The sequence below is a fragment of the Sulfitobacter sp. KMM 9851 genome (assembly GCF_057178245.1).
Genome location: NZ_CM169991.1, coordinates 2,165,944 through 2,188,614 on the forward strand (window position 1 = coordinate 2,165,944; position 22,671 = coordinate 2,188,614).

General features: G+C 60.4%; 17 protein-coding genes. 4 read left to right on the forward strand and 13 right to left on the reverse strand.

Going from position 1 to position 22,671, the window contains the following annotated elements; all coding sequences use genetic code 11:
• Positions 1 to 111: 111 nt before the first annotated feature.
• Entirely contained in the window at positions 112 to 921 is an 810-nt protein-coding gene (locus tag AC1965_RS10735; protein WP_483883863.1) for a hypothetical protein, read from the forward strand.
• Here the strand turns inward: AC1965_RS10735 and AC1965_RS10740 are convergent.
• The 3 genes from AC1965_RS10740 to AC1965_RS10750 are packed head-to-tail and all read right to left on the reverse strand — an operon-like array spanning position 918 to position 4,346.
• Complete coding sequence (locus AC1965_RS10740) at positions 918 to 1,970, reverse strand: class I SAM-dependent methyltransferase (protein ID WP_483883864.1); 1,053 nt, start codon at positions 1,968 to 1,970, stop codon at positions 918 to 920. The two genes, AC1965_RS10735 and AC1965_RS10740, sit on opposite strands and share 4 nt — an antisense overlap.
• Positions 1,967 to 3,457, reverse strand: coding sequence for a caspase family protein (locus AC1965_RS10745; RefSeq protein WP_483883865.1), 1,491 nt, complete (start codon positions 3,455 to 3,457; stop codon positions 1,967 to 1,969). The genes AC1965_RS10740 and AC1965_RS10745 overlap by 4 nt, the downstream gene beginning before the upstream one ends.
• Before the next feature lie 34 nt (positions 3,458 to 3,491).
• A complete protein-coding gene (locus AC1965_RS10750) occupies positions 3,492 to 4,346 on the reverse strand; it encodes a M15 family metallopeptidase (protein WP_483883866.1) in 855 nt (284 codons plus the stop codon).
• 176 nt (positions 4,347 to 4,522) lie between these two features.
• Between AC1965_RS10750 and AC1965_RS10755 the strand changes: the two genes are divergently transcribed.
• From AC1965_RS10755 to AC1965_RS10765, 3 genes are read left to right on the forward strand one after another with little or no spacing between them, the layout of a single operon-like run.
• Positions 4,523 to 5,113: an OmpA family protein gene (locus AC1965_RS10755; RefSeq protein WP_483883867.1), complete on the forward strand. Its 591-nt coding sequence runs from the start codon at positions 4,523 to 4,525 to the stop codon at positions 5,111 to 5,113.
• A 34-nt stretch (positions 5,114 to 5,147) separates the two neighbouring features.
• On the forward strand, positions 5,148 to 7,325 hold the full coding sequence (locus AC1965_RS10760; RefSeq protein ID WP_483883868.1) for a serine/threonine-protein kinase: 2,178 nt from the start codon (positions 5,148 to 5,150) through the stop codon (positions 7,323 to 7,325).
• Positions 7,326 to 7,373: 48 nt separating this feature from the next.
• On the forward strand, positions 7,374 to 7,835 hold the full coding sequence (locus AC1965_RS10765) for a PABP-interacting PAM2 motif-containing protein (protein ID WP_483883869.1): 462 nt from the start codon (positions 7,374 to 7,376) through the stop codon (positions 7,833 to 7,835).
• Between the two features lie 8 nt (positions 7,836 to 7,843).
• On the opposite strand, the gene AC1965_RS10770 is transcribed toward AC1965_RS10765, so the two are convergent.
• Genes AC1965_RS10770 through tssH form a run of 10 tightly spaced genes read right to left on the reverse strand, consistent with a single transcriptional unit; the run spans position 7,844 to position 22,662 of the window.
• Positions 7,844 to 8,557 carry a PP2C family protein-serine/threonine phosphatase gene (locus tag AC1965_RS10770; protein ID WP_483883870.1) on the reverse strand — a complete coding sequence of 238 codons (714 nt, stop codon included), beginning with the start codon at positions 8,555 to 8,557 and terminating at the stop codon, positions 7,844 to 7,846.
• Entirely contained in the window at positions 8,554 to 9,132 is a 579-nt protein-coding gene (gene tagF / locus AC1965_RS10775) for a type VI secretion system-associated protein TagF (RefSeq protein WP_483883871.1), read from the reverse strand. Before tagF ends, AC1965_RS10770 begins: the two co-directional genes overlap by 4 nt.
• Positions 9,133 to 9,169: 37 nt before the next feature.
• Entirely contained in the window at positions 9,170 to 12,739 is a 3,570-nt protein-coding gene (gene tssM, locus AC1965_RS10780; protein ID WP_483883872.1) for a type VI secretion system membrane subunit TssM, read from the reverse strand.
• Positions 12,736 to 14,109 (reverse strand): type IVB secretion system protein IcmH/DotU, encoded by a 1,374-nt coding sequence (icmH, locus tag AC1965_RS10785; RefSeq protein WP_483883873.1) that lies wholly within the window; start codon positions 14,107 to 14,109, stop codon positions 12,736 to 12,738. The genes tssM and icmH overlap by 4 nt, the downstream gene beginning before the upstream one ends.
• A 12-nt stretch (positions 14,110 to 14,121) precedes the next feature.
• Positions 14,122 to 15,462 carry a type VI secretion system baseplate subunit TssK gene (tssK, locus tag AC1965_RS10790; protein ID WP_483883874.1) on the reverse strand — a complete coding sequence of 447 codons (1,341 nt, stop codon included), beginning with the start codon at positions 15,460 to 15,462 and terminating at the stop codon, positions 14,122 to 14,124.
• A 21-nt stretch (positions 15,463 to 15,483) separates the two neighbouring features.
• On the reverse strand, positions 15,484 to 16,881 hold the full coding sequence (gene tagH / locus AC1965_RS10795; RefSeq protein ID WP_483883875.1) for a type VI secretion system-associated FHA domain protein TagH: 1,398 nt from the start codon (positions 16,879 to 16,881) through the stop codon (positions 15,484 to 15,486).
• 8 nt (positions 16,882 to 16,889) lie between these two features.
• The gene (locus AC1965_RS10800; RefSeq protein WP_483883876.1) at positions 16,890 to 17,189 is read right to left on the reverse strand and encodes a PAAR domain-containing protein; all 300 of its coding nucleotides are present in this window, start codon (positions 17,187 to 17,189) and stop codon (positions 16,890 to 16,892) included.
• Entirely contained in the window at positions 17,186 to 17,800 is a 615-nt protein-coding gene (locus AC1965_RS10805) for a DUF6931 family protein (protein ID WP_483883877.1), read from the reverse strand. The genes AC1965_RS10800 and AC1965_RS10805 overlap by 4 nt, the downstream gene beginning before the upstream one ends.
• Before the next feature lie 5 nt (positions 17,801 to 17,805).
• Positions 17,806 to 19,908: a type VI secretion system Vgr family protein gene (locus AC1965_RS10810; protein WP_483883878.1), complete on the reverse strand. Its 2,103-nt coding sequence runs from the start codon at positions 19,906 to 19,908 to the stop codon at positions 17,806 to 17,808.
• A gap of 42 nt (positions 19,909 to 19,950) precedes the next feature.
• Complete coding sequence (gene tssH, locus AC1965_RS10815) at positions 19,951 to 22,662, reverse strand: type VI secretion system ATPase TssH (protein ID WP_483883879.1); 2,712 nt, start codon at positions 22,660 to 22,662, stop codon at positions 19,951 to 19,953.
• Positions 22,663 to 22,671: the final 9 nt, after the last annotated feature.

The window sequence follows — 22,671 nt, forward strand, 5'->3', positions numbered from 1 at the left end:
TGAGCCAATAAAAAGCCATCAGCGGCCGCATTGCAACCAGAATAATTGGCCCGTCGTGGCGCCCGACGCAAAAATGCGCTAGGCTTGGCATAGCTAAGTCATGGTGGATCAATGACAACAGACACACCACAGGTTCCGGCCTTTCGACAGGGCAAATGCCCCTATTGTGCGGCACCGATCAGTATGCATCAGGCCATTCACCCCGGTCATTGTGGTGCACAAAACTGTTTTGAGGTTCATATCATCAAAGGGGCAGCCAAGCGGCGTGCCGAACGGGCGCAGGATTACAGCGACAAGATTGCAGCAGTGCGTCAGCAGATGTCGGGCCAGTTGGCGGAAGGTGACGTGATTGCGGTGGTGCCGCATCAGAATGGCGCGCTTGCCCCCCTGCCCGAGGATCGGCTGGCAGCCTTCTGCGCACATTTGGACCGAATAATCGCCTTGGCATTTGATACCGAACAGCAGTTGACCCCTGCCCGTGACAGCGGCAGCGCCCCGCCAGTGCCACCAGCGTTAGCGGCGGCTGGATGTTCGGCCTGTCAGGGCAGTTGCTGCCGTCAGGGCGGCGGCGAGACCCATGCGTTCCTGACGGCCAGTTCGCTACGGGCGGTCATGGAATCTGCGCCACAAATTGACGCAGTTACCCTGCGCGCAGAGTATCTTGCGGCGTTGCCTGAACGATCTGTTGACGGGTCATGCGTTTATCACGGCGTTGGCGGCTGCTCGTTGCGCCGTGATCGGCGCGCAAATAACTGCAACAGTTTCTTTTGCTACGAGTTGAACCAGATGGCGATTGTGCTGGACGACGCCGTGGCAGGGCCAGTGATCCTAGCCGGGGTAGATCAGGGCCAAGCGCAAAAGCTACTGGCTTTTACCCCCGACAGCGGCGCGGCAACCTGCATCAAAGAACCAGAACTCTAGAACGCAAATCCCCGTGCGGCCGAGGTTGCAAAGATCGGCTGCCAAATGTTCTTTGCAGGCACCCGTGTAGGTCTAAGGTTAAGCCCGGTCTGCTCGGCCAGATGCCGCAGCGCTTCGGCCTCGGCCTGACTGCTTTGGGTCAGATAGAGATGGCCCGCGATATGGGCGCATCCGATGTGTCGATGGCGCTGCTCGAAATACAAGTAAGGCGCGATCAGCAGCGTACCCGGGCGGGCGGTTTGGGTGATGATATCTTCCAGCTGGTGCAGCAGATCACCGCTGCGCAGCGGGCGAAAGAAATAGATCACGTCGTAGTCGGCATAGGTCTCAAACGTCAGGGCGTCGCCCGTTAGTATCCGGCAGGTTCCCGCGCCCGCAGAGGCCAATAGCGCATCGGCAGCATGGGCATAGTCCGATTGATACTCCAGCCCGTCGCAGCGATCGAAATACCGCGCGGCGGCCAGCACCTTGAGCCCCCCACCACAGCCGACATCCAGAAACCGGGTCGGGTGCGAAGGACGGCGCGCCAGCAGGACGCGATAGGCGGCGTGGACGTCACGGGCAAAAATACTGTGTGGCAATGCGATATCGGCATGGCATCCGTGGTCGCGCGCCGTGTCCGTTTGGGCCGCCGGATTAAGCACATGGTGCAACACATCCAACAAGGCGTCAGTGGCCGCATCCCGCGTGGATTGGTGGCCCGTCACGCTGTCAGGCCGAGGATATAGCGGGCGCGGCGCGGTTGAAATCTGGCCGAGAATCATCCGCTCGTAGGTGGCCCATTCGGCCACTTGCAGGCGCGCCGCCGACAACTCGCGCTGCAATGCTGCGCGATCTGATGAGGGTCCGGCGGCAGGTAAGGCCCCGGCGCGGATAATGAATTGGGAAAAACCTACGGTCAGACGGGTCACCTCGGCCATGGACCGCCGCAGACCTGCATCGCTGGCCTGTCTGCCACGCGCCAATTCTGTCCCCAAGGTGATCGCAAGCTGTGTCAGACCGTCCATCATCTGCGCCAGATCGGCGCGGATGCGGGCGGCCTCGCTCATTCCGTCAGGCCATATGCCGCGCGAATACCCCGCTGCGTACCTGCGCCAAAATCACCATCAATCGTGCCCTCGTAAAAGGCATATTGCGACAGCTTTTGCTGCAAGGCCTTGCGTGTCTCGACCTTGAACATCGTGGGCTCATCACGCAGCAGGTTGTAGACATCCTCAGCCCCGCTGCGCAGCGCACGGTAGAGGTACTCGGCGGCATCCGCCGGGCCGCGCCCCTCGATATTGCCGTCGTCAATCATCGCCGCAAAATTGAACATCGCCTGCGGGTGACGCATGTCTGCCGCGCGTTCGAAATACGTCAGCCCCCGCGCCGGATCACGGGTGACGTTCAGACCGCCCTGAAAGTAGATGAACCCCAGATCGTTCAGCGCATCGGCAAAATCCTGATCCGCCGATTGCTGATAAAGTGCCAGCGCGCGCACCGGGTCTTGCGGCACGCCCAGGCCCTTTTCATATAGCTGCGCCAATTCAAACTGCGCCTCGGCCGATCCAGCACTGGCGGCGCGTTGCAGGTAATCGGCGGCCTCTTGCGGGGCATAGCGGGGATCAACGGAGTTAAGTCGCATATAGGCCAGCCCAAGCATCGACCTTGTGTCGCCCTGATCGGCCAGCGCAGCAAGCTGCACCTCTTGGTCGCCCGCTAGCGATGCCCAGGCCACGCGCGGATTGGCAGCCGTGAGAACAGTCGATCCTTCCTCGGCGCTGCCTGCCACATAAAACGGCGTGCCGGAGAGTGACCCATATGTATGCGGCTCTTGTTGGTTGTTGGTCTGGGCCAGCACATCGTCGCGGACTTTGCGGAACATCAGGCTGATCTCAAGGTCCGGTTTGCGCAGATTGTCCATCAACGCCTGTGCAAACGGGCTGTGGTCGCCGCTGCCGTCCAGCGCCCGTGCGCCGTCTTTGGCGGCAAACGCAACCAACGTGCCACGGTCCGGCGATGGCGGAGCCAGCCCGGCAGAGCCGATGCTGCGGGTCTGTTCGGCCTGGGCGGCGGTTTCCTCAAGCGCGGCCAGATCGAGCGCGTCGCCAAACGGGTTGTCGCGACAGGAATCCAGGATCACGATGCGCATCTTTCGGGCGTTGTCGACCGAGGCAAGCAGTTGCTTCAGCGAGACGCCTTGCCGCTGGATGTCTTGATTTGATGTCACTTGCGCATCAATCGGAATAAGGAAATTCTCGCCCGACACCTCTACCCCGTGACCGGCGTAATAGATCAGCGCCAGATCGGCAGTTTCGGCACGAAAGGCAAACTCTTCTACGGCAGTGCGCAGCGCGTCGGCATCGCTATCCAGTAGTGTCGTTACGGAAAAACCAATGTCAGACAGCGTTTCAGAAACCCCCCGCGCGTCATTCAGCGTGTTGTCAAGTTTGACCACCGTGTCGTAATCGGCCATGCCGATGACCAACGCCACACGGGTGTCAGCCAAGGCCGAGAACGGAAGCAGCGATAGCAACAAGATCAGGATCAGGCGCATGTGACATCCTTGAATCGATACTGTGGTGATTGCATTATATCTTACCCTCTTTACGCCATGTTTCCAGCATCTGTTGCGAAACCTCAAAGTGCATCGAATCCTCGCGCCCCCAGGCCGCACCCCAGGCCCAGCCCTCTTCGTTAAAGAAATCGGCAAGTATGGTGAGGCCAAGCTGGGTCTTGCCGTCGCCCAAAGTGTCGAGCCGACCGTCGATGTTCAGATCTACCGCCAGACCAAAGGAATGGGTCGATGTGCGCCCCACTGTGCCACGTATCTGGCGCACGCAAAGTGACCCGGCGGTGTTGATGCGCGCATATAGATCAGGATCGGTCGCACGCACCTTTTCAAAAACCCGCGTCAGGCTGTCCACCGCCGGCTGCAACATCTGGACTTTGATCGGTCCGACATCAGCCACAACCAGCAGCGCCTTGAGTTTGGGATTGGTCATCGTTTCGCAGTCGTTGCTCAACACTTCGCGCGGGCGGCCCAAGAACTGCTCCAGCCAGCGCGATCCCGCGACGTTGATGCCCTTGTTGACCTTGCGGCGGTTGGCGATCAGCACCACCTGCGCATAGGCATCGAGGATGGCATTGTCACCGTCCGCCACGAACCCCTGATCCTGCGGCACTGCACCGATGGTCACCTGCGCCCCACCTCCGATGGGTCTGGCGGCGATCTCCTTAACCTGGCCTTGCAGCTGTTCGATCTGGCCCTGCAGGGCCTCGATCTGCTGGCGCAGGCTCTCGATCTCGATCCGGGCGCCGCTGTCAATGCCGCTGCCGGTTGCGTCGTATTCATAACTGTCGCCCATCATTGCTTGCACCGCGAGCCACAGCAGCGGCAGCATGAGCAGACCAATTGCGCCAAGAATGATCGGGACAACGCGCATGTTCGTACGCCCGCCTTTGATAAAATTTCACAGAATATAAGAGTAAATTGGGCCAGCGCCGCTGGTAAGTCAACGGGTCTGCACCTTGGGGGCTTGGGCAATAATCATTGGCATACGGACAGGGTTGGTATAGACTTTACGCAGGGTAACCTCGTATTTTTCAGAAAGTTTTTGACATGAAACAGCACATCATTCTGGCTGCGGCCAGTGTCATTCTTGGAATAGGCCTGATGACGACCCCGATCGTCACCGCCCCGGCGCACGCCCAATCGGCTCAGGGTCAAAGCGTGGAAGAAATGACCGAGAACTTCAAAAAGCAAAAAACCCGGGGGCTTACCATCGCCACGCCCAACGTGAATGGTAGCGCAGATACCGGCACAACTGCCGCCGTTGCCCCCACAACCCAAGAGATCGCCACCGCAGTGCCCAAGGAAGAGCAGGTCAACGTCAACGTGTCGTTCGACTTTGATTCCGCAGCCCTGCGTGAGGACCAGAAACCAAAACTGGTGGCACTGTGCACGGCGTTGAAAGCGGCGGATGTGCAGAAAATCCGCATTCTGGGCCATACAGATGCCTCCGGCTCTGCCGCCTATAACGAACGCCTGTCCAAACTGCGCGCCGAAGAGGTCAAGCGCTACCTCTCTAGCGACTGCGGCTTTCCCGAAGACCGGATGGAAGCACAGGGCGTTGGCGAACGGTTTCCCTTTGATGCCGCCGACCCACGCGCGGATGTGAACCGGCGCGTCGAATTCCAGGCCCTCAGCTAAGCGTGGTACAGGGCACTGACGCCGGACCGCCCCAATGAGCGGCGCAGGGCAGGACGGGACTGGGCATCGCGGCATTTTTCAGGTCGGCGATGTCTTGAACAACACCTACCGCATCGAAGAGGTGCTGGGTCGTGGCGGCACCTCAGAGGTCTACCGCGCGCGCAGCGAGATTTCGGGCCGGGTGATGGCGGTCAAGGCGCTGAGGTTGGAATATTCGCGTAACGAAGATTTTCTGGCCCTGATGACCCGCGAAGAGGACATGCGCGAAATTCGCCATGACGCCATTGTACGCTACTACGACAACCAGCGCACCGATGACGGGCTGGTTTATCTGGTCATGGACTACGTCAAAGGTCCCGCGCTCGACAAGAAAATCCGTGACGGGGGCATGTCGGCAGAAGATTTGATGGTCGTGGCGCGCCGTGTGGCCGAAGGGTTGGCCGCTGCGCACGGCAAGAACATCGTGCACCGCGATCTGTCGCCGGACAACATCATCCTGCGCAATGGCAACCCATCCGATGCGGTGATCATCGACTTTGGTATCGCCAAAGACACCAACCCCGGCGCCGAAACCATCGTGGGCAATGAATTTGCCGGCAAATACGCCTATGCGGCACCCGAACAACTCAGCGGGCAGACAGATGCACGCGCCGATCTTTATGCACTTGGGGCGCTGCTGCTGGCGACGTATCTGGGCCGCGCACCAAACATTGGCGCCAACCCGATGGAGGTGATCGCCCACAAGACCAAGCCGCTGGACACCAGCGAGGTGCCAGAACCGCTTAAATCCTTGATCGACAAGCTGACAAAGCCGGACCGCGAGGCGCGCCTGCAGACCGCGCAGGCTGTGCTGGCCGAGATCGACAGCCCCGGCACCGGGGCCGTCAACGCCGCCGAGATTGATCATGGCGACGACAGCGACCGCACGGTCATCGTGCCACGCAAGACGGTGCCGCCGACGACGCCCGCTGGCCCCTCTCCGGCCAAAGCACCTGACGCGCGGGCGCGCGGGCGTGGTGGCCTCATGGCCGTGGCCGCTGTAGTTCTGATCGCAGCACTAGCCGCAGGTGGCTATTTCGCCGGACTGTTGGACGGAATTTTGGGGCCGAAGCTCCCCATTGCAGACCCTTATACCCTGATCGCGCAGCGACAGCCGGATCAGCCGGTGCAGGTCGTGGGCCATGTCCCCTCCAAGGCGATGCAGGCCGAGATTGAAAACCTGATTGAAGAGCTGGGAGGCAGCGCGCAGCTGACCTTGGCAAGTGGTGACATCGCACCCGATTGGGGCACCGGCATCGCCCAGTTGATCGGGATGGTCTCCGTCCTCCCCGAGTGGCGCGTATTGGCAGAAGGCAACGCGGTGGCGGTGACCGGCACGACCGAGGACGCCACCCAACAGGCGCAACTGACCTCGGCTTTTGACCAGGGCGGAATGCCTGCCGGGCTGAGCGGCAGGGCCGAGATCGTCTTTCGTCCCGCGATCCTCCAGGCGGAAACCCTCGCGCCGATCCTCGCCACGCACGCCGATTGCGGCCCGCTGCAATTGGTCGACCCGCCCAGCGTGGGATATGCCACGGGCGCGCAAGTGCTGGTGCTAGGTAAGGTTGCCAGCATTGAAACGCGTGTCGCCCTGTCAGATGATCTGGTAGAAACCATCGGCGACCGTGATCTGCTGCTGAATGTCGATGTGTTGAATCCGACACTATGCTTGGTTGACGAAGTCCTGCCCAATGCACCCGAAGGCGGCTTTGGCATCACCTTCTCCATGGGGGCAGATGGGTCGGAAAACGTGGCGGGGCGGTATTTCGTCGGTGAAAACCCGGTGATCGACGTGGTGATCCCGGCAGAGGCAACGGATGGGTTCCTGTTCGTTTCGGCGCTGGATGTATCGGGCAATGTCTTTCACCTGATGCCCAACCTGCTGACCGAAGAAAACGACATCGCCGCGCTGCGGGCGGGGCAACCCGGCCCGGTCAGCATCCGGGTCGCCTTTCCGCTGAACGAAGCGGCGGATGGCAGCAAACTGGCCTTTACCGTGGACGACACGTCACTCGGCAAGACCAAGATCGTGGTGATCAGCGCCGAGGATCAGATGTTTGATGGGTTGCGCCCCACTACCGAAAGTGCCGGAGGCTATGCCGACGCGCTGGAAAATTACACCGGCGTCGTGCGCACGCTGGATAGCCGGATATTAACGACCGCAAAGCCCTGAAATTTTGATTATCGGGGCCGACTTTCACCACCTGACGGGAGGCGTCAAATGAAGATCAAGGATGCAAGTGAGATCGTCGTCGGACTTGTGCTGTTTTTTGAAACCAGTCAGGCCAAACCGCCAAAAGGCAATTTCGATGCCTTTGCCCTGGCCAAGAAACATCCTTATGTCTGCACCGCACGCAATGCGGCGGGGGGCAACAGCACCTGGTTGTTCATGACGTCGGATCAGCATCGCGCCGATGCAGGTTGTGTATTTGTCAGCAACGACAAGGATGGACATGAAAGCTGGACCAGCAAGAACAGCCATTATGAAAAGGACAATACCGTGACGCTGACCGATGAACAGGTCATCAATCTGGCCAAGGGTGATACTTCCAGCGGTGAGAACAAGGTCAAACTGACCTCGCTCAGCCGCAGTCCGGCCAACAGCGCCGTCAAGAAAGCGCAGATCGTCCCGGCGCACCAACTAAACCCAAACGCAAAGGTGTTTGTCCCCAGCGGGATGTGACGGACCGCCTAAATCACATCCACCACGATGATCGAAATGTTGTCACCCCCGCCGCCCTCAAGCGCGATGGCCAGTAGTTTTTCGGTCACGATTTCGATCGGTGTTCCCTTCATCGCGTCCCGCAACCTGTCGAAACCCGCATATTTGTTCAGCCCGTCCGAGCATAGCAAGAACCGGTCACCGCGCTCAATGCGCCCGCGCACCTTGTCGAGGTCCAACTCATCGCCCACCCCCACCGCGCGGGTGATGGCGTTGGATTGCGGGTGCTTTTCCGCCTCATCCCAGGTCATCTGCCCGGCTTTGACAAACTCGCCCACGATGGAATGATCGGCGGTCAGCATCTCGATCTGGCCGCCGCGCAGCCGATAGAGGCGGCTGTCACCCGCCCAAAAACAGACAAAATGTTCGCCCGAAATCATCAGCGCCACCACAGTCGCGCCAATTGTCACGCCGCCGCGCGCTGCTATCTCGGCAAGAACGCTGCGGTGCGCCTGCTGGATCGCTTCGCGCAGGGCCTGCATCTGATCAGCGGGCGCAATATCAAGCGGCAGCGTCGCCACGGCATCCACCACCATCTGCGAGGCCATATCGCCCGCTGCATGCCCCCCCATGCCATCGGCCACGACCCAAATCTTCTGGTCCGGCAAAGCCAGAATGGAATCCTCGTTAATCTTGCGCACCAGTCCCACATGGGTCACCGCGTTATGGCGCAGGCGCGTCATTGCGCGCAACGTGGCGCGGCGGCAGCCGCGTCCACGCTCGGGATCGGATCAAAGAAGTCACTGGCATGCGCGGCGGGTGGCATACCGTCAAAAACGCGGAGATACGGCGCTGCATCGCCGTTAAGGGCGGACCAAACACTGATCCGTTTCACAGATCGCGTCGCATCACGAGCAACCTCGGCCGTGGTTACGGGATGCACCTCTGCCATAGCCTCGGCCAGTTTGGCACGGGTCACCGTTTCGTCCAACGCCGCAAGGGCAATCTCCTCCAACGCGTCAAAGGTGGCTGCATGACATTGGTGTGCCGCCATCACATCGCGCCCTGCCCCGCGCATCACAAGTGTCAATGGAAACGCCCGGCCCACCCGGTCAACTGAGGGCATCATCACCCCGACCATCAACCCCGGCCCCGCCAACCCCGGTGCCAGCGAAAACCGCCAGATCGGCGCGGACATATAGCAACCCTCCCAACGTGGCCCAAGCGCCGCGCGGGCGCTGTGCAGTGTCGACTGCAGCCAACGGTCCCACGCCGCGACAAAGGCAGGCTCCGCCCCGATGCGGAAAAAATCACCCAACGCGGGAATTTTTCCATATGCTGCGACGGCGCTCAAATCAGAACGATTTGGGGCAGCTGAATGCGCCCAATGCCTTGAGGGTGAAGGGGTTGAGCGAGGTGCCCGACTGCATCTGAAAAATCGCAATGCGCCCGCCGATGTTAAAGATCACCCGCTTGCGGTCCAGCGCGTTGGTGTTGCGCACCTCGGCAGCGTCCAGCATCCGAAACCACGCCCATGACCCATTGTGCGTGATCGCGCTTTCAGAATTGCGCTGTTCGGGGGTAAAAGTGACCCGCGCCATCCCCGCCGCACCGGGCCAGCGGATTGCAAAGGGGCGCGGCACGCCCTGCCGATGTTCAAAGCTGACACCCTGTCCGTCGATCTCCAATAGGATCCCTTCGGCTTTGGGGTCCAGCGCCTCTGGCGTGATCTGAAAACCCACATTCAGCGCGGCCGAGCCTGCGAAAAATGCATCACGGATCAGCGCGGCATTTTCAAACTGAACCAATACCGCAGGCGATATGCCCAGATCGGTGTTGTTCACCTTCTTGAAACTCCATGGGCGTTTGGCCGTGTCGACAAATTTGTCCAGGTTCTGCTTAAAGAACGTGTCCATCTGACCGCCGGGGCGGAACAGTTCGGAAAATTCGGTCAGCGGCGCGTCCGACGTGGCGCGGCGTTTGAACGGATAGGTGTTTGTCGTTACCCGTTCGCAAAGCGGCAGCACACTTTCCTGCCAGCGCGCATTGATACCCGCCCGGGTGCCTTCGGTCGCGACCCCGCTGGACCCCACGGTGATCTGGCTGGCCCAGCGTTTAAGCGGCCCATCCTCGATCCGTCCGGCAGCAGCCTGAAACCGGGGCAGCGCGGTACTGCTTTCCTGCGGGTTTCCGACACCCCCGGCAAAGTTGAGATTGCTCAAATCCTGATAGACTTCCTTGAGCAGGTCGATCAGCCCATCAAGCTGCGAGGGCTGGCCTTCTTTCTTGTCTGTCAGCTGGTGCAACCAGGCGAAATGGCTTTCGACAAAGGCACCGGGTGGCGCGGGTGGCTGGCCGGTCTGGGCGGCCTGTGCCTCTTTCATTGCTTCGAGCATGAGGCGGCTGGTGGGTGACAGACGGCGCGTTAACAACGACCCTGCCACCGACCCCGCCCCTTCGCCTGCAACGGCGGCGCCTGGGTTACGGTCTTCGGTCAGCTTGGTTTCCTGTGCCACGGCGTCAAGCACGTTCAGGATGGGCGACGTGGCCCCCGACAGCACATTTGTCACTTCTACCGCGTTGGGCAGATCGCTCAGTGGGATCACGTCGATATCCCCTAGCAGCGTGTCGTATTGCAGGACAAAATCATCGTAATAAAGCGCCAGCACATCGCGGCTGAGGGTGATCAGCGCGCCTTCGGTCTGCTCTGCCCTGCCCGCCTCGCCCAGTATCCAGCTTTCGCGTTGAATGCGCGCGGCGACGGTCAGCGCCTCTTCGAGAAAGACGTCGTTAAAGCCGGAGTAGGTGTAGATGCCGGGAATGCCGTCGTTCAACTGCTTGCCCGACGATCGGCTGAAGGCACGGGCAATCGCCGGGCCGCCGACATCCGTCAGCCGCCAGTCCGGCAGCGATGTGGCGACGCTGGAGTTGATGATCCCGTTATAGACCCGCTGTGATTGCGGCATCTGCGTCAGCACGCGCTGCACGGCTTCGACCAGATCGTTGTTCAGCGCGATCGGCTGCATCGGTGCAGACATCAACGCCTCAAGATGACCTGTCAGATCGGCGCGCAATGCCTCGCGGCTGATGTCAGGAAAGGCCGCCTCCCAATCGTCCTGCATCCAGCCCAGCACCAGATCACGGTTCAACGGTCCCACCTGCCCGATGGTCAGATAGACCTTAAGCGTTTCATACAGCAGATCGGGGTTGTTGATGTTGCCCTGCATCTGGTTTTCCAACCGCAACAACAGGCGCGGCAGCAGATGGGTATTCAACGCTGACCGGTAGGTCAGGCTTTCCTGATTGCCCAGCAGCTTGCCCTGATACAGCCCCCAGCCCAGCCCCTCGGGGCGCGGCACGCTGCCTTCTACCGGGTTGCCCGGCATGTCGCGCAGGGTGTTCAGTGCAGGCACGATGGAAATCAGATCGGTGTCGCCCACCGGGCTGGGCGGGATCAGCGCCGCCTGCTCGCGGTACTGCGCGATGCCCGCCTGAGTCTGCGCCAGCAGTTCAGCATTGCCCAGATAGCTGCGGCCCCAAACGCTGCCCATCCCGATGGCCACCAGCAGCACTGCGGCAAAGGCGGCGCGTTTGGTCCAGCGATAGCGCCGCTCTACCCGGTCGTCGGCAGAGACCAGACCTGCCTCTTTGAAAATCACGGAATCAAATAGCCGCGTCAGGAAATAGGATTTCCCCGTACCCCGTCCCGATCCAATCGCCTGCCGCCCGATGCCGAATGTCCGCGCCATGCCCATCATCAGCCGGTCGATCGGCGTGCCTTCCTGTGTGCCAGAGGTGAAATAGACCCCGCGCAACATTTGGCGGTGTTCATATTTGTTGTCCTGAAACAGCGCCTCAAGGAAATCATGCGCAACCCCACGGACCGAGGCGACCTGCGCCGGGAATCCCGCGATCATGCTGCGCCGCTGAGGGTCCTGTTCATGCTGGACCTTCTCCAGCAGTTGCGCATTCAACCTTTCGACCAGCAGATCGAACTCAGCATTAAAGGCCTCGACCACCCGCGCCTTTGTCCCCTTCTTGGTGAACGGCAGGGTAAAGCCCCATACCTGCGCCCGGTCGTCTTTCCCCAGCCCATCGTAAAATTCGCTGAAACCGGCGATCAGATCGGCCTTTGTGAACAGGATATAGACCGGGAAATGCACGCCCAGTTTCTCACGCAGCTCGTGCAGGCGACGGCGCACCGCGGTGGCATGACCCTGCTGGGTCACTTCATCCTGCATAGACAGGTCGCTCAGGCTGATGGCGACGATGGCGCCGTTGATCGGCTGGCGCTTGCGGTGTTTCTTGAGCATGGCAAGAAACCCCAGCCAGGCGGCGTTATCCGCCTCGGCATCGCTTTCTTGTGTGGTGTAACGCCCGGCGGTGTCGACCAGCACCGCATCATCGGTAAACCACCAGTCACAGTTGCGCGTGCCGCCAACGCCGCCAATCGCCGCCGCCTCGCCGTCTTCGGCCAGCGGAAATTGCAGACCGGAATTGACGATGGCCGTCGTCTTGCCCGCACCCGGTGGACCGATGATGATGTACCATGGCAATTGATACAGATGGGTGCGCCCAGTTTTGGATCGCCGCAGCTTAGTCATTGCTGATTTCAGCTTGCCGCGCATCTCGTCCAATTCGGCGGTGACGATCTCATCCTCGACGTCCACCACTTCGGCCATGGTGACCACGTCGTCGGTCAGCGCCTCATCCTTCTTTTTTGCGGTCAAGAGCAGCACAAGAATGATCAGCAGCACACATATCCACAGGATCGCGAGGCCCACCAGCCGCCCCATCGCGCTGTCAAACGGATGCCATTCGCCCAAGGCGAGGTAGCCGCCCAGAAACCACACACAGGCAGACAGGATCAACCCCAGCATCACGGTGATGCCCACACCAGAGAATATCGCGCGAAGCACCCTCATGTCTGTTCCTCCCGCACCAATACGATCTCAATGCGGCGGTTGATGGCGCGGCCCTCGGATGTCTTGTTGCTGGCGATGGGTTCCTTGTCTGACCGCCCCTCGGCCCGCAGGCGCTTGGCATCAGGAAACACCGGGGCGATCGTCTTGAATACCGTTTCGGCGCGCGCCAGCGACAGCGCCATATTTGAACTGAAGCGTTTGCTGGAGATCGGCGAGGCATCGGAGTGGCCCGCGATGATGATCGGCCCCTTGGTTTCCAATAGTGCAGTGGCGACCCGGTCCAGCGGCTTTTTAAAGTCGGGCACCAGCGCATCAGAGGCAGAGCGGAACATGCCGTTGCCCGCGATGCGGATGGTAATGGCATTGGCGTCGTGCAGCACTGTTACCAGCCCTTCGTCGATCTCGGGTTGCAGGAATTCGGTCACCCGTTTCAGTTGGGCGTCATCAGCGGGGATCACCGGCACGTCCACGGGGGGCGCGCGCCGTTCCAGCGTGGCCAGCCCGCCCGGGTCAAGCACGGAAAGCTGCCCAACGACGTTCTGCGTCTGTGCGTTCAACAGGTAGGACAGCGTCATAAAACCCACTGCCAGCATTGCCGCCACGGCGCCCACCGATATCCAGAACGGCTTCCAGGCCGACAGCGCCCGGTGCGGCACGTTCAGCCCCTCCCAATGGGGCGACAGCGCGCGGTCGACCTCTCCGCGCTGGGTGCGGATGATACGGGCCAGCCCCATGCGGATTTCGTTGTGTTTGTCCGCCCCGCCCTGTTCGACGCGCAACCGTCCCTCAAATCCAAGTGACAGGCACATGTAGAGAAATTCCAGCATGTCGATGTTGTTGGCCGGATCTTGTTCCAACCGTGCCAGCAGGTCGTAAAACCGATCTCCACCCACGGTTTCGCGATGAAAGGTGGCGACCATGCTTTGCTGGCCCCATTGCGATGTCCCGCCCCACGGCGTGTTCAGCACCACATCGTCCAGCGTGGCGCAGATGGCATAGCGCGCCACTTTGATCGCTGCCGGGTCAATCTTTTCGTGCAGCGCACGGGCTTCGAATGCGCGCACCTCGGCCACGACAGACCGGCGCAGCGCATCCGGATCGGGGTGTTGCGCGCGGTTGCGGATGCGGCTGACCAGCGAAAACAATGTAGACGCGGTGGCGTTCAGCGGGTTTTGCCCGGTCAGCGACGCGGCCACGGTGCTGTCGCTCGCAGCAGACTTCGATGTCTCTGCGCCGGGGGATGCGGGCGGCGGTGCAACGGGGGCCGCCGGGCTGGCGGCAACAGGTCTGCGGCCACCCGGATTGGGGCGGATCACCGTGCGGTCGGTGTCGTTTGGTTCTGCAAAAGGATCGTCGTCATCGCCGATCATATGTTTGCGTCCCTATCCATGGCGAATCGCCCAAAGTTCCATTTGCAGGCCCGGATATTCCCCGGCGACATGCACCGCGACCCCGCCCGAAGTGGTCATTTTGCCCCAAATCGGGCTGTCACTATCCAGCTCAAAATAGACGACATTGGCGCTGTAGGGGATTTGGCGCGGTGCCACCGGCAGCGGGCGCATCGGAATACCAGGCAACGCAGAATTGACCAGCTGGCGAATTTCCTCGACCGAACCGACTTTGGCCTGTCCGGCAAAATGGCGGCGGATGTTTTCGGCGGGCACATCGGCGCTGACGGCCAACACAAAACCGGCGGTGCTGATCAGCTTGCGGTCTGCGATCACACCCACCGAAATGCCGTATTTGCGCGGATCAAGCGGGATCGCCACGGCGGTCTGTTCCAGCACCGATGACAGATACTGCCGCAGCAGCCGGATCACGGTGGCAAAGCTGGTTGTGAGGTCGTGGTGTTGGTAGTCGGGAAACTCTGGCGGATGTTTCTGAGGCGCCATGAAGGTCGACAATTCGCCCGCCAGCCCAACGCAATCGCGGTAGAACTGCACCGGGTGCAGGTTTTCGATGGTCAGAAAGTGCCGCACGACGGGCAACAGGCGGTTGATGGACTGCAACAGCAGAAAATCCTGTATTTCCGCCGCGCCTTTCGTGGTGCCGCTTTGCGCAATGCGGCCCGACAGCGCGGTCATGCGGTGGGCCAGCAACCCTTCAAGCTCTTGCGCGAACCCGATCAGCGGGGCTGCTGCGCGAATATCAAGGCAGGACGGGATAAAGGCGCCGTCGAGTATGACCTCCTGGTCCGGGCGCACTTCGATGATGCGCGCGATGGGGATCACCAACCGGTCGGCCAGATCGTCCACCTCAAGCGCGAATTGCAGGCGCAGCTTTCCCACCGTGAGCACCGTCGCCTTCTTGCCGCTGCCTGCTGTGTCGGTCACTTCCAACTCGGCCATGCGGAACCGCGTGTTGGACAGTTCCGCCCCGGTGCTTTCGGCCTCGGCCGCGCCCTGACGGCGCTGCGGGACGGATAGATACACCACACAATCCTTGGTCCCCGCCGGCACATCCAACGCGGGCGGATGATCTTCTGATCCCGGCACCCGAAACACGGTGCCATCCTGCGTCAGCCCAGCGCAGGATTTGATAGCAAACTGACCGACCTTCAACACCTCCTGGTCGATCTCCAGCGCGGACACCCCCCAGACATAGGGTGCCACACGGCGCGCGAGCCCCGCGACCAGCGCCTCGGTATAGCGGTCGGCCTGTTGAAAGTGATGCGGTTGCAGAAACAAACCTTCGGTCCACAACACCTTGCTATCCCACGACATAATCTGCCCTCAATTCCATCATCATTGTTTTTTTAGCCTTTCCAGTTGCGCCTGATACGCGCGGGCGAATTCCTTGCTGAAAAGGTCGTGAAAATCATTCTCGGCCTGATCCGATATCTTGTCGTACTGCGCCTCGAAGATGTCCCAATAGCGGGCTTTCTTATTGCTCAACACCGACCGCAGGCTGCTGTCTGCGGCGATACGCTCTGACAATTTGGCGGGGTCAAGTTCGGCCAGTACACCGCGCAGTGCCGCCTGCATTCCGGTCATCATCGCGACCTCATGGGCCTTGATATCATCCAGCGCCTGCTGTGCGGCCTCGGCAGCGGGCAAATACCCCTTGGTCGCCGGGCGCACCATCGCCTCGATGGCCTGGTCGACACTGACCGAAAATTTCAGCGGATTGTTGGCCCCGGCGGAAATGACAGTCTGGTTGATGCGAAACTCTGACTTAATAGATTGGCGGGTCATCAGAATTTCGCGCACGCCCGCGATCATCGTATGCAAAACCTCGCCCAACCGCTGCATCGCCGGTTCCAGATCATCGTCTGACAGGTCAATATCCCCTGCCCCAAGTGCAGCAAGAAACGTCCGTGCCGCCGCGGTGTCCCCGATCTGAGGCGTGGCGCGCGCAGGCGCCGTTGGCGCAAGGGTCACCGCTTCGGGCAGCGGTGGCGTAGGCGCGGGTTCCGCAGCGGGTTCGGCTGCGGGCGCGGCGAAAGGATCATCGTCGGCGTGATCCTCCGGGCTGGGCAGTTCAAGGTCAATGTCCCAATCGTCCGGGATCGCGCTCGTGGCTGGTGCGGGTGTCTGGATCATGTCTGACAGCGCGGCAGAATGCGCACTATGGGCGGGGCCGCTGTGATCGACGCGCTTGTTCAGAAAATCATCGTCTTCGCCCAGGGGCGGCATTAACCCATCGTCGCCCAATTGATCACGTTTTACGCTGGAGGGGCCGGATGTTGCCCCGCCCAACAACCCGTCGATGAAATCATCCTTGCCACTGCTGTCGCCCAGAGGGTCGGATAGATCGGACATGTCACGCGCCGTGCCGGGACTGACCTGTTCATCTGCCAGTGGGTCGGCGATCGGCGCCGTCTGGGGCTGGGAAATTTCGATCATCAGCTCATAGGCACCAATCGACAGGATATCGCCGTTGTTCAGCGGTGTGGGGGTCTGGCCCAGCGCGATCTTGCCGTAGTTCAGAAAAGTGCCGTTGGTGGACAGGTCGATGACGACAATATTGCCGCCTTGGTCCTCAATGGCGCAGTGGCGGCCCGAAATCATCTTTTCGGGATCGGGCAGAACCAAATCGTTCACGTCCGACCGCCCGACGGTCATGGACGTGCCAAGCATCCGAACCGGCTGTGCGTTGCCCGGTACGCTGCCCGTCGTTTGAAAATGCAGTGTTACGCTCATGCTTTCCCTTATCCGCCAACCAAAACCGTGGGACAGCCCGGTGCCATGACAATGCCGCCATGGGCGGTCGGATCAATGAACAGCCGCACGCAGGGTCGGCTGCCGACCAGCACCGTCGCGGACCCTTTGACCAATGTATCGGGTGGCCCCACGCAGGTCGCCATGTTGCCCATCGGCGCTGCGGGCAGCGATCCAACCAGCACCGTCGGGACGCCGGGCGGTAATATCGGCCCACCAACATGTGGCACCAATCCGGTGAACAGGGCGCAGATGTGTATATCGGTGATGCGCGCGCAGGGGGCCGTCATGCGTCTGCTTCCTCTCGCACTGCTCCGGGCAAGGGCATTTGTCCGTTCCCCCCGCGCGAGATGTCTACCGCGCGGTCGATCAAGACTTGCGCAGCGGCGGCAACATCAGAAACATCTGCCAATGCTTTGATATTCATCGCAAAGGCTGCCGTTTGTGCCGCCCCCGGAGGGGCAGGGTATTGTGCCAGATCACCGGTGCCCATGGTGTCATCGCAAAAGATCACGCAGGTGCAGCACAACACCGTATCGTCATCCACATCAGCGTGATCAATGGCCTCGCGCGCTTTGTCGCGCGTGGCGTCACCGGGCTTGCGAACCCAAGATTCCGCCAGCGCCAGCGGAAGTGGCAAGGTATCAACCGGGCCGATGACATCGCGCGCAGCCAGACAGGCCCACCAAGTACGCTCACGCGCAGGCAGGGCGACAGACAACAGCCGCAACATGTCGGCAAAGCGACCCTGCGCGTCCAACTCTGTCATCACCTCGGACACCGATGCGCTGGCCGCCGCTTTGATAGGTGCTTGCAACTTGGCATTGGCCAGGGACAGCAGGCGCATCGCGGGCTGCTTGGGTATCTTTCTCAGATCGTCGAACCGTTTGGTCACCATCATACCCCCTAGTTGATCATCGTCACGCCGCCGCGCAGCGTCAACATTGCACTGCCTTTGACCTCGGTGGTCAGCCCGCTGACTGCGACCATAATTGTACCGTTCACCTTCACATTCATTCCTTTGATGGTGACGCCCATTTGATCAATCACAACCGAACTGCCCCCCACCGTCAGCGAAATTTCCTGCATTGCGGTTATGGCAACTTTGCCCAAGGCCGCATCGACCGATATGTTGCCCGTGTTGACCGTGGTGCTTAGGTTCCCGAGGCTGACAGTTTGGGTGACATTGCCCTGCTTTACTGTCTCAGCAACATCGTCGGTGACCGTCAGCGTCGATTTGCCCTCGATCACTTCGGTTTTGTCTTTCTTGATGTCGATCTTCTGTTCTCCGGCCTTCACGGAAAAGGAATGGTCCCCCTTCTCGACTATCTCATCGAGATGGTTCTCCACCTCCAGTTTCATGCTGCGAACGTCCTGCGCCTCGGCCTTTTTCTTGTCCTTGTCATGCGTGTACCCGACCCTGATATGCGCCGCGTTCTGAACTGTCTGGGTATAGTCCTTTTCCGCCTCGAACCGGACCAGTTCCTCACCCTTCTTGTCCTCGAACATCAACTCATTATAGCCGCCACCCCCCTTGGAGCTGTTGGTCTTGATCCCCGTGCGCGTGGCGTTGCCGGGCAGCTCGTAGGGTGGCATCGTATCCGCATTATACAGCATCCCGGTACAAAGTGGGCGATCCGGGTCACCTTCTAGAAACTGGATCACCACCTCCTGCCCCACACGCGGCAGCGCCACCATGCCCCAGTTCTTGCCGGTCCACGGCATCATTGTACGCACCCAGCAGGTGGTCTTATCGTCGTTCTTGCCATCGCGGTCCCAGTGGAACTGCACTTTGATACGCCCATATTTGTCGACTGTAATCTCGTCGCCCGAGGCCCCGGTCACAATCGCGGTCTGAAGCCCGGTCATCTCCGGGCGCGGCGTCAGCATCGGCATTCGAAAGGCCTTGGATTTCAAGACGGCTTCGAACACCGTCTGAAAGTGCTGATGCCCCGCGATGCCCGCCGCATGGGCCGCCTGCAACACCGATGCCACGCTTTCATTGCTTGCCGTGCGCGTGCGAAAGAACTGTTTGACCTTGGTCGCCATGAATCCGTTTAGCGCAGGCGTACTGTGGCGGGGGTGGTCAATCAGTTCAAACAATTTGCCGACGTTGAGATTGGCAATCGTGCCCTCACCGTGCCAACGCTGATGCCCGGCCGCTTCGGCCTCGACCAGTGCCGCGGCCCGCTTTTCGCCCTCAGAGACGTCCGTATACCCCCCCGGATAGCGATAAGCCTCATAGGATTTATGGCTGTGACTACCACTTTCCAGCAGCGACGCGGCGGTCAGGTCGGAACTGGGCTTGGTAAAATCATAGTCGCGCAGCGTCACCTTGCCGGTAACCGCCTTTTCGACGGCATTCCATTTGATAACCCGTTCGCGCGCACCCTCGGCACGTTCGTCCAAAAACAGGTATTTGTCTTCGTCCGTCACTGCGCCATGGGTGCTGGGCTGATCAGCAAGCACCATTTTGACAGCGCCATCCTCATGTTCGAAATAGAAGTAAAACCCATCCTCCTCCAGCAGCCGCTTGATGAAATCCAGATCGGTTTCGCGGTACTGAACACAGTATTCCCGCTCTGGGTCGGTGCCGGAATGGTTGACCTTCAGATCACCGCTGAAACCATAATCGCCCAGAATATCCTGCACGATGGCCGTGGTTTTCATGTTCTGATAAATCCGGTTGTTGCGCGACCGGGTCAGAAACCACAGCGCAGGGCGGATTTCCGCAACATAAAGCCCGTCACCATGATGCGCGCCCTTGGCTTCGGCGGCGATGCAAATGCCCCAGAACGGTTGCCGCTTGCTGTTTTCGTCCTCAAACCAAAACCCCATCTCAGAGCCAACCAGCTCTGACAGATCCAGCGCCTTGTTGCGGGCGGTGAATTCCATATAGGCCACGGGCAGCGCGTTGATGCCGCCCTCGATCACCCCTGCAATCAAGCGGTGACCGGGCGGGTTGGCTTTGCCCTTCAACGTCATGGCATATTTGATTTCCTCGGCCATGGTATCCTCAATTCACGGAACGAACGGACATCCGTTCTCAGGTTAATCGAAAGCGTAGGTAAAGTCGTGGTCCTTGACGTCGATCGCCACCTTGGTGACGGCCTTGCCCTGCATCATTCGGTTCAGGAATTCGGCAGAAATGTCGGGCAGCATGGTATTGGTCACGATCGCGTCGATCATGCGCCCACCTGATTCCAGTTCCTGACAGCGGTTCACGATCTCGGTCACGACGGCATCCGTGTATTCGAACGGCACGCCATGGCTCTGGGTGACCCGCTTCTTTATCCGGTTAAGCTGTAGCACCGTGATCTTGCCGATCATATCGGGGCTCAGCGGATAATAGGGAATTGTAACCATCCGCCCCAGCAAGGCTGCCGGGAACACCTTGAGCAAGGGATCGCGCAACGCCTTGGTCAGCCCGTCAATCTCGGGCAGCAGATCGGGGTCGCTGCACATATCCATGATCATGTCAGACCCAGCGTTCGAGGTCAGCAGGATCAACGTGTTCTTAAAGTCGATAACCCGGCCTTCGCCGTCCTCCATAACCCCCTTGTCGAAGACCTGAAAAAATACCTCGTGCACATCCGGGTGCGCCTTTTCGACTTCATCGAGCAGCACCACAGAGTAGGGTTTGCGCCGCACCGCTTCGGTCAGCACCCCGCCCTCGCCGTAGCCGACATATCCCGGGGGCGCACCTTTCAGGCTGCTGACGGTATGGGCCTCCTGATACTCGGACATGTTGATGGTGATGACGTTCTGTTCTCCACCATAAAGCACCTCTGCCAAGGCCAGCGCGGTTTCGGTCTTGCCCACGCCGCTGGTCCCCGCCAGCAAGAATACCCCGATGGGCTTGTTAGGGTTATCAAGGCCCGCACGGCTGGTCTGGATGCGTTTGGCGATCATCTGCATCGCGTGGTCCTGTCCGATCACGCGTTTGGCCAGATGGCTTTCGAGATTGAGCACGGTTTCCAATTCATCGCGCACCATGCGGCCCACCGGGATGCCTGTCCAATCGCCGATCACTGATGCCACCGCCTGCTGATCGACGATGGGCAGGATCAACGCGTTTTCCCCCTGCAAGGCATGAAGCTCGGCGTTCTTGGCCTTGAGCTGCTGCATCAGTGCGGCGCGGTCGTCATCGCCTGCCGCCTCTTGCGGCGGTGCGGTGTCGGCGTCCTGCGCAGGACCGTCCACCTTAGCGCCACCCTCGCGCAGCTTGGCCCGCAGATCGAGGATATCCTTAACGACCGCCTTTTCCGCCTCCCAACGTACATCCAACTCGCTTAACCGCTGCTTTTCCGCGTCCAGCATCAGTTGAACGCCAGCGCGGCGGGTGGTCACGTCAAAGCCTGCGGTCTCGTCGCGGCCAATGATCTCCATCTCAGTGTTCAGCGCGTCGATGCGTTTGCGCGCGTCGTCAACCTCGGCCGGAACAGCGTGCTGGCTGACGGCCACGCGGGCGCAGGTTGTATCGAGTACGCTCACGGATTTATCTGGCAGTTGCCGGGCCGGGATGTAGCGCGCAGATAACGACACCGCCGCCTCAATCGCTTCATCCAGCACCTGCACCTTGTGGTGTTTCTCCAACATGCTGGCGATGCCGCGCATCATCATCACGGCGCGGGCGATGTCGGGCTCTTCCACCGCGACCACCTGAAAGCGTCGGGTCAGCGCCGGGTCCTTTTCGATGTGTTTCTTGTATTCGGCCCATGTGGTCGCGCCAATGGTACGCAACGTGCCACGCGCCAGCGCCGGTTTCAGCAGGTTGGCCGCATCGCCCGTGCCAGCAGCCCCACCTGCCCCCACGAGCGTATGGGTTTCGTCGATAAACATGATGATCGGCGTGGTCGACGCCTGCACCTCTTCAATGACCGACTTCAGACGGTTTTCGAATTCGCCCTTCATGCTGGCGCCCGCCTGCAACAGCCCCACGTCAAGCGCCAACAGCCGCGCGCCCTGCAACGCGGGCGGCACATCGCCACGCGCAATGCGAAGGGCAAAGCCTTCAACCACGGCTGTCTTGCCGACGCCCGCCTCGCCCGTCAGGATCGGATTGTTCTGGCGTCGGCGCATCAACACATCGACGATCTGGCGGATTTCCTCGTCGCGCCCGACAATGGGGTCAATTTTGCCATCCTTCGCCTGCTGGGTCATGTCGGTGCAAAACTGCTTTAGCGCCTCCTCCTTGCCCATCGACGCGGGCGACATCGCACCCGATGCCTCGCCCGGAACGGCACCGCCACCGGTGGTCGATCCATCCTTCGCGGTCAGGCTGTCTTCAGGGGAACCATCAGTGATCTCATGGAAATGCTCGGCCAGATCGTCGGGCAGGATGCGCGCGAATTCCTTGGAAATGCCAAGGAAGCTGTTGCGCAGATTTTTGGTCTTCATCATCCCCAGCACCAGATGACCTGTGCGCACCTGACTAGAGGAATACAACAGCGACCCATAGACCCAGGCTCGTTCCATCGCATCCTCAAGGTGGTCGGACAGATCGCTGATGCTGCTGGCGCCGCGCGGCAGGGCATCAAGTGCCGCCGTCATGTCAGAGGCCAGCCGCGCCGGATCAACCTTGAAATGATCGCAGATGCGTTTGAAATCGCTGTCCGGCAGTTGGACGATCTGGGCCAGCCAATGCACGATCTCGACGTAAGGATTGCCACGCATCTTGCAAAAGACGGTGGCCCCTTCGACCGCCTTGTAACCTAGCGAATTGAGTTTGCCAAAAAGGGCGACGCGGCTGATTTCTGTCATGGGGTGCAT

What these genes read in the sequence shown, in the direction of transcription:
- AC1965_RS10805 (WP_483883877.1), bottom strand. Translation starts at nt 17,800, where the DNA reads ATGATGGTGACCAAACGGTTCGACGATCTGAGAAAGATACCCAAGCAG.
- tssM (WP_483883872.1), bottom strand. Translation starts at nt 12,739, where the DNA reads ATGAGGGTGCTTCGCGCGATATTCTCTGGTGTGGGCATCACCGTGATG.
- icmH (WP_483883873.1), bottom strand. Translation starts at nt 14,109, where the DNA reads ATGATCGGCGATGACGACGATCCTTTTGCAGAACCAAACGACACCGAC.
- tssH (WP_483883879.1), bottom strand. Translation starts at nt 22,662, where the DNA reads ATGACAGAAATCAGCCGCGTCGCCCTTTTTGGCAAACTCAATTCGCTA.
- AC1965_RS10800 (WP_483883876.1), bottom strand. Translation starts at nt 17,189, where the DNA reads ATGACGGCCCCCTGCGCGCGCATCACCGATATACACATCTGCGCCCTG.
- AC1965_RS10755 (WP_483883867.1), top strand. Translation starts at nt 4,523, where the DNA reads ATGAAACAGCACATCATTCTGGCTGCGGCCAGTGTCATTCTTGGAATA.
- AC1965_RS10740 (WP_483883864.1), bottom strand. Translation starts at nt 1,970, where the DNA reads ATGAGCGAGGCCGCCCGCATCCGCGCCGATCTGGCGCAGATGATGGAC.
- AC1965_RS10765 (WP_483883869.1), top strand. Translation starts at nt 7,374, where the DNA reads ATGAAGATCAAGGATGCAAGTGAGATCGTCGTCGGACTTGTGCTGTTT.
- AC1965_RS10735 (WP_483883863.1), top strand. Translation starts at nt 112, where the DNA reads ATGACAACAGACACACCACAGGTTCCGGCCTTTCGACAGGGCAAATGC.
- tssK (WP_483883874.1), bottom strand. Translation starts at nt 15,462, where the DNA reads ATGTCGTGGGATAGCAAGGTGTTGTGGACCGAAGGTTTGTTTCTGCAA.
- AC1965_RS10810 (WP_483883878.1), bottom strand. Translation starts at nt 19,908, where the DNA reads ATGGCCGAGGAAATCAAATATGCCATGACGTTGAAGGGCAAAGCCAAC.
- AC1965_RS10760 (WP_483883868.1), top strand. Translation starts at nt 5,148, where the DNA reads ATGAGCGGCGCAGGGCAGGACGGGACTGGGCATCGCGGCATTTTTCAG.
- tagH (WP_483883875.1), bottom strand. Translation starts at nt 16,881, where the DNA reads ATGAGCGTAACACTGCATTTTCAAACGACGGGCAGCGTACCGGGCAAC.
- AC1965_RS10770 (WP_483883870.1), bottom strand. Translation starts at nt 8,557, where the DNA reads ATGACGCGCCTGCGCCATAACGCGGTGACCCATGTGGGACTGGTGCGC.
- AC1965_RS10745 (WP_483883865.1), bottom strand. Translation starts at nt 3,457, where the DNA reads ATGCGCCTGATCCTGATCTTGTTGCTATCGCTGCTTCCGTTCTCGGCC.
- AC1965_RS10750 (WP_483883866.1), bottom strand. Translation starts at nt 4,346, where the DNA reads ATGCGCGTTGTCCCGATCATTCTTGGCGCAATTGGTCTGCTCATGCTG.